Origin of the sequence: Dietzia sp. DQ11-38-2 (assembly GCF_014145055.1) — a bacterium.
GTDB lineage: Bacteria > Actinomycetota > Actinomycetes > Mycobacteriales > Mycobacteriaceae > Dietzia.
Genome location: NZ_JAALDW010000277.1, coordinates 5,565 through 11,931 on the forward strand (window position 1 = coordinate 5,565; position 6,367 = coordinate 11,931).

7 protein-coding genes are annotated in these 6,367 nt (G+C 70.1%); 4 read left to right on the forward strand and 3 right to left on the reverse strand.

The window, feature by feature from the left end; translation table 11 throughout:
* The first annotated feature begins 82 nt into the window (after nt 1-82).
* Nucleotides 83-850 carry an isoprenyl transferase gene (locus G6026_RS10050; protein WP_107756121.1) on the forward strand — a complete coding sequence of 256 codons (768 nt, stop codon included), beginning with the start codon at nt 83-85 and terminating at the stop codon, nt 848-850.
* Nucleotides 851-915: 65 nt separating this feature from the next.
* On the opposite strand, the gene G6026_RS10055 is transcribed toward G6026_RS10050, so the two are convergent.
* Nucleotides 916-1,353 carry a Fur family transcriptional regulator gene (locus tag G6026_RS10055; RefSeq protein ID WP_107756122.1) on the reverse strand — a complete coding sequence of 146 codons (438 nt, stop codon included), beginning with the start codon at nt 1,351-1,353 and terminating at the stop codon, nt 916-918.
* Between the two features lie 4 nt (nt 1,354-1,357).
* Nucleotides 1,358-1,729: a metalloregulator ArsR/SmtB family transcription factor gene (locus G6026_RS10060; protein ID WP_176475081.1), complete on the reverse strand. Its 372-nt coding sequence runs from the start codon at nt 1,727-1,729 to the stop codon at nt 1,358-1,360.
* A 179-nt stretch (nt 1,730-1,908) separates the two neighbouring features.
* Between G6026_RS10060 and G6026_RS10065 the strand changes: the two genes are divergently transcribed.
* The 3 genes from G6026_RS10065 to G6026_RS10075 are packed head-to-tail and all read left to right on the forward strand — an operon-like array spanning nt 1,909 to nt 5,258.
* Nucleotides 1,909-3,297: a glycine--tRNA ligase gene (locus G6026_RS10065; protein ID WP_107756123.1), complete on the forward strand. Its 1,389-nt coding sequence runs from the start codon at nt 1,909-1,911 to the stop codon at nt 3,295-3,297.
* Nucleotides 3,298-3,342: 45 nt separating this feature from the next.
* Nucleotides 3,343-3,969, forward strand: a complete 627-nt coding sequence (locus G6026_RS10070) for a YdcF family protein (protein ID WP_194305295.1) — start codon at nt 3,343-3,345, stop codon at nt 3,967-3,969.
* Between the two features lie 26 nt (nt 3,970-3,995).
* Nucleotides 3,996-5,258: a deoxyguanosinetriphosphate triphosphohydrolase gene (locus G6026_RS10075; RefSeq protein WP_182613094.1), complete on the forward strand. Its 1,263-nt coding sequence runs from the start codon at nt 3,996-3,998 to the stop codon at nt 5,256-5,258.
* 67 nt (nt 5,259-5,325) lie between these two features.
* On the opposite strand, the gene G6026_RS10080 is transcribed toward G6026_RS10075, so the two are convergent.
* Nucleotides 5,326-6,367, reverse strand: a 1,042-nt coding sequence (locus G6026_RS10080; RefSeq protein ID WP_241728010.1) for a serine hydrolase, incomplete at its 5' end; no start/stop codon positions are given.

Sequence of the window (6,367 nt, forward strand, 5' to 3'; positions counted from 1 at the left end):
TCCCCAGAACCTGTTGAGGAGCCTCGTGCCCGGACTACCCAGATTCCGTAAACGCACCGCGTCGAGGGACGGCGCCGCGCCGGTGACCGTCCGGCCGCCCACCCCGCACCCGTCGGGCGAGCGACCGCCCGCGATCCCGGCGGAGTTCGTGCCGCGCCACGTCGCGCTGGTGATGGATGGCAACGGACGCTGGGCCCAGGAGCGGGGCCTGCCCCGCACCGAGGGGCACAAGCAGGGAGAGGCGGTACTCATGGACGTGGTCCAGGGGTGCATCGAGATCGGCGTCCCGTACCTGTCCGCGTACGCGTTCTCCACGGAGAACTGGAAGCGCAGTCCGGAGGAGGTGCGCTTTCTCATGGGATTCAACAGGGACGTGCTGCGTCGCCGCCGGGACGAGATGCACGAGCTGGGAGTGCGGGTGCGCTGGGCCGGCCGCCGCCCCAAGCTGTGGAAGTCGGTCATCTCCGAGCTCGAGGAGGCCGAGGAACTCACGCGGGACAACACGGTGATGACCTTGGCGATGTGCGTCAACTACGGCGGGCGAGCGGAGATCGTGGACGCCGCAAGGGATTTCGCGCGTCGGGTCGCCGCCGGGGAGTTGGCGGCCGACGACCTGACGGAGGAGAACTTCGCCCGTTTCCTCGACGAGCCGGACATGCCGGACGTGGACCTCTTCCTGCGTCCGTCCGGTGAACTGCGGACGTCCAACTTCCTGCTGTGGCAGAGCGCCTACGCCGAGTTCGTCTTTCAACACACGCTGTTCCCCGACTTCGACCGACGCGATCTGTGGGCGGCGTGCCTGGAGTACGCCGAGCGGGACCGGCGGTTCGGCGGGGTGCCCGGAGCCTGACCCCGATTCCGGGAGGCGCGGGTCGCCAGGGGGCCGCGAGGCCGATCCACCGGGGCGGCCCCGGGTCAGTCCACCGGACCCGGCGGCTCGTCCCGCCTGGAGCCGGCGCAGGCCGCGCAGAGGCCGAACAGCTCGACGGTGTGGGTCACCTCGGTGAATCCGTGAGCGCCACCGGCACGGTGCGCCCACGTCTCGACCCCGGGTTCCTCGACCTCCACCGTGAAGCCGCATTCCCGACACACCAGGTGGTGATGGTGGGAATCGGAGCACTTGCGGAAGATCAGCTCCCCGGAATCGGTGCGCAGCACGTCCACCGCGCCGGCGTCGGACATCGACTGCAGCGTCCGGTAGACGGTGGTCAGACCGATCGCGTCACCGCGTTCGCGGAGCTCCGAGTGAAGGTCCTGCGCGGACCGGAACCCCTTGGACTCGTCGAGCAGCGCGGAGATGGCACTGCGTTGGCGGGTCGAGCGGACGCCGATCGGCTTCTGGGCCCCGTCCACTGCTCTACTCCTCCCCGGCGTGCCCGACGGCCGCCTCGACGATGTGCAGCAGGTGGTCGTCGAGCAACTCGTAGCGGATCTCCCGCCCCCGGCGGTGCGCGGAGACGACGTGGGACGACTTGAGCACCCGCAGGTGCTGGCTCACCAGCGGCTGCGCGACGTCGAGGGCGTCCACCAACTCGTGGACACACCTCGGCCCCTCGCGGAGCTGCAGCACGATCGCGATACGCAGCGGAGCCGACAGCGCACGGAGCAGATCGCCCGCGGCGGAGACCACGTGCTGAGGCGGGAGCGGAACGGGGGCCGCGCGGGAGCCGGGGTCGTGGATCTCCGCGGCAGGCCCGGCGTCTGCCGGGGACTCGGGTCCGGATGCCATTGGCGCAACCTTCCGGGCGCGGTGGGGACCGGCGCCGTGTCGGGTGGGGGGACCCCAGTATCCCAGACCGCCGGGGTGGACCGGATACCCTGGTGAGAAGTGCCGCGGGCGCCGGCCCGCGCCGAGGTCGTCCACCCGACGCCTCCGTCCACCGACTCACCAAAGGGAGAACCCCCGACGTGGCATCCTCAGCGTCCGTCATCGACTCAGTCGTCAACCTCTGCAAGCGCCGGGGACTGGTGTACCAGTGTGGTGAGATCTACGGCGGGACCCGTTCGGCATGGGATTACGGTCCGTTGGGCGTGGAGCTCAAGGACAACATCAAGAAGCAGTGGTGGCGGACCTTCGTCACCGGCCGCGAGGATGTGGTGGGTCTGGATTCGTCGATCATCCTTCCCCGCGCGGTGTGGGAGGCCTCCGGTCACGTCGAGACCTTCACCGACCCGCTGGTGGAGTCTCTGCACACCCACAAGCGCTATCGCGCCGACCACCTCATCGAGGCCTATGTCGCCAAGCACGGGCGCGAGCCGGCCAACGGGCTGGCCGACATCAACGATCCGGTCACGGGCCAGCCCGGGGCCTGGACCGAGCCGCAGCTGTTCTCCGGGTTGATGAAGACCTACCTCGGTCCGGTCGACGACAAGGAGGGCCTGCACTATCTGCGGCCCGAGACCGCCCAGGGCATCTTCATCAACTACAAGAACGTCATGACCACCGCACGGCGTAAGCCGCCGTTCGGTATCGGACAGATCGGCAAGGCGTTCCGCAACGAGATCACCCCGGGCAACTTCATCTTCCGGACCCGCGAGTTCGAGCAGATGGAGATCGAGTTCTTCACCAAGCCCGAGGAGGCCGACGAGTGGTTCAAGCGGTGGGTCGAGGACTGCTGGGACTGGTTCGTCGACCTGGGGATCGACCCGGAGAACATGCGGCGTTTCGACGTCCCGGACGACGAGCGCGCCCACTACTCGGCGGGCACCATCGACTTCGAGTACAAGTTCGGATTCTCCGGTAACCCGTGGGGCGAGCTGATGGGTGTGGCGAACCGCACGGACTACGACCTCACCCAGCACCAGACCCACTCGGGTGAGGACCTGCAGTACCGCGACCAGGCCTCCGGTGAGAAGTACGTGCCGTACGTCATCGAACCGAGCTTCGGCCTGACCCGGTCACTCATGGCGTTCCTCATCGACGCCTACACCGAGGACGAGGCGCCCAACTCCAAGGGCGGTGTCGACACGCGCACGGTCCTGAAGCTGGATCGTCGCCTGTCACCGTTCAAGGCGGCTGTCCTGCCACTGTCCCGTAACGCGGACCTGTCGCCGAAGGCCCGGGATCTGGCCGCACAGCTGCGCAAGAGCTGGAACGTGGACTTCGACGACGCGCAGGCGATCGGCCGACGCTACCGCCGCCACGACGAGATCGGCACCCCGTTCTGCATCACCGTGGACTTCGACACCCTCGAAGACCAGGCCGTGACCATCCGTGAGCGGGACACCATGGAGCAGGAGCGCGTGGCGATCGACCAGGTCGAGGGGTTCCTCGCGCAGCGGCTCATCGGCTGCTGACACCGGCGCTGGCACACTGGTCGGGTGAACAGATCCCGGTCCCCGATGAGAGCGGTGTCCAGGGCCATCGGGTGGCTCGTGGTCCTCGCGTTGTTGTTGTGTCTCGCCGTGCCCGGATTCATCGCGTTCCGGGTGTGGCAGGTCGCGCGCGAGGACGACCGCACGACGGCCGACGCGATCGTCGTCCTGGGCGCGGCCCAGTACGACGGCGTGCCCACCCCGGTGTTCCAGTCCCGGCTCGATCACGCCGCCAGCCTGTACGAGCAGGGCGTCGCCCCGCAGATCATCACCGTCGGCGGGAATCAGCCGGGGGACCGGTTCACCGAGGCCGGTGCGGGCCGCTCCTACCTGGCCACCCTGGGCGTGCCGCCCACGGCGATCCTGGCGGTCGAGACGGGCTCCAACACGGTCGGCAGCCTGGACGCCGTCGCGTTGACCGTGCGTGACCAGGGCGGTGGTTCCGTGGTGTTGGTGAGCGATCCCACGCATTCGTACCGGGCGCGGATGATGGCCAGGGACGCGGGCCTGGACGCGTGGACCTCGCCGACCCGACAGGGTCCCGCGGTCTGGACCCGGGAGAACCAGATCCTGAGCATCATCCGCGAGACCGGCGCGGTGCTCTGGTACCAGTACCACCGGATCGTCGGCACCGACGTGGATTTCCCCGGCTGAGTGGTGGACACAAGGAGGGGACGCGCATGACGCGGTACGCGTACACGGCCGCAGACGCCGAGCGCCGGGTGGGCGGGGGGCCCACCCGGCCCCAGGAGACGGCGAGCGAGCGCAGCCCGTTCGAGAGGGATCGCGCACGGGTCCTGCACTCCGCGGCTCTCCGGCGGCTCGCAGACAAGACGCAGGTGGTCGGGCCCGGGGACGGGGACACACCACGGACCCGACTCACCCACTCGCTCGAGGTCGCGCAGATCGCCCGCAGTATCGCCGCCGGCCTCGGCTGCGACCCCGATCTCGCCGATCTGGCGGGGTTGAGTCACGACATCGGGCACCCGCCCTACGGCCACAACGGCGAGCGCGCTCTCGACGAGGTCGCGAAAGGGTTCGGGGGATACGAGGGCAACGCCCAGACGGTGCGGATCCTCACGCGGTTGGAGCCCAAGGTGGTCGACGCCGACGGGCGGGGCGTCGGCCTGGACCTCACCCGCGCCGCGCTGGACGCGGCCACCAAGTACCCGTGGCTGCCGCGAGAGGGCACGAGGAAGTTCGGTGCCTATCCCGACGACGCGGAGACTCTCGCCTGGATCCGCCGCGGCGCACCCGGGGACACCCGGTGTCTCGAAGCGCAGATCATGGACTTCTCCGACGACGTGGCCTACTCGGTCCACGACGTGGAGGATGCGATCGTGGCCGGCAGGCTGGACCTGAGGTCGCTGACCGATCCGTCGGAGGTCTCGGCGTTGGCCGAGCTGGGCGCGCGCGAGTTCCGGGGGCCCGACGCCGACCAGCTCCGCGAGGCGGCCACGCGTCTCGGTGCGCTCGAGGCGGTCCGCGCCGTCCAGCCGTTCGAGGAGACGTTCGCCGGTGCCGTCGCCCTCAAGGCGTTGACCAGCGAACTGGTCGGGCGGTTCGTCATGCCCGCCATCCACACCACTCGTCAGGTACACGGCGAGGTGCCGCACGGACGGTACAGCGCCGACCTCGAGGTGCCCCTGCATGTGGAGGCCGAGGTGGTGATGCTCAAGACCATGGCCGTGCGATACGTGATAAGTGACCCGGGGCACCGGGCCCGTCAGGACCGTCAACGGGACAGGATCCACCGGGTGGCCGAGTTCCTGGCCCACTCGGCTCCCGCCGGTCTCGACGCGGTCCTGCGTCCGTTGTGGGACCAGGCTCCGGATGATGCGGCGCGGATGCGCGTGATCGTGGACCAGGTGGCCCTCTACACAGAGAGCCGGCTCGAGCGGATCGACCGGGCGAGCGCGGGGATCCAGGCGGCCTGGGGCTGAGCAACCCGCCCGGCTCGCATGGCCCGAACGGCCGGCCCACGTCGAAGCCTCATCTCGGACGTGCGCGTCAGCCCACAGCCCTGGTGAGGTCGCCGACCAGCTCCTCGATGCCGAGCCCGTAGATCGTCCCTCCGGGGGTGAAGCCGGTCCGCACCACCACCAGGTCGGCGGAGGGGACCACCACGGTGTACTGACCGTCGTGGCCCGCGGCCCAATAGGCGTCGGCGGGAATCCCGGGCAGGCGGAGCGGGGAGCCGTCACCGGCGTCGTTGACCCACCACTGCGCGCCGTAGGGTTCGGGCTCCCCGCCGGCCGGGACGACGGTCGTCGCGTAGTCCATCCATCCCGCGGGGAGCAGGCGGCGACCGTCGACCACGCCGTCATCCAGCGCGAACTGGCCGAAGCGCGCCCAGTCCCGCGGCGTGGCCCACAGATACGAACTGCACACCGACCGGCCGGAGGCGTCCGCCTCGAGCACGGCACTGGTCATCCCGAGTGGCCCGAACAGCAACTCGTCGGCCATCTCGGGCCCGAGGCCGGTGCGCTCGTGGAGCAGGTCGCACACGATGTTGGTGGTGCCCGAGGAGTACTGGCGGAACGTCCCGGGGTCGTGGGCGAGCGGCTGGGCGGCGGCGAAGGACGCCATGTCGGGCTCCGCGAAAAGCATCTCGGTGATGGGGGTGCCGAGGTCGTAGTCCTCGTCCCACTCCAGCCCGGAGGTCATGCGCAGCAGGTCGTCGAGCGAGATCTGCGCCCTCCCGTCGGTCCACTCGGAGCGCAGGCCGGTGCCCGCCGGGTCGAGGTCGGCGTCGGGGAACTCCTGCTGCGCCCGCCCGACCAGGGTGGCGGCCACGCTCTTGGCCATGGACCACCCGAGCTGCCGGGTGTCCGGTCCGAAGCCGTCCGCGTACCACTCGTCCAGGATCTCGCCGCGGTGGAGCGCCACGAGTGCGCGCGTGCCCTCGACGTCGGCGGCCCGGTCGAGCGCGGCACCGACCGCGGCCGGGACCTCGGTGGCCTGCGGTAGGTCGATGCCCTCCGGGCGGTCCTCCGCCGGTCGGACGAGAGAGCTGTACGCGGAACCCTCGGCGCGGCCATCGCCCACCGCG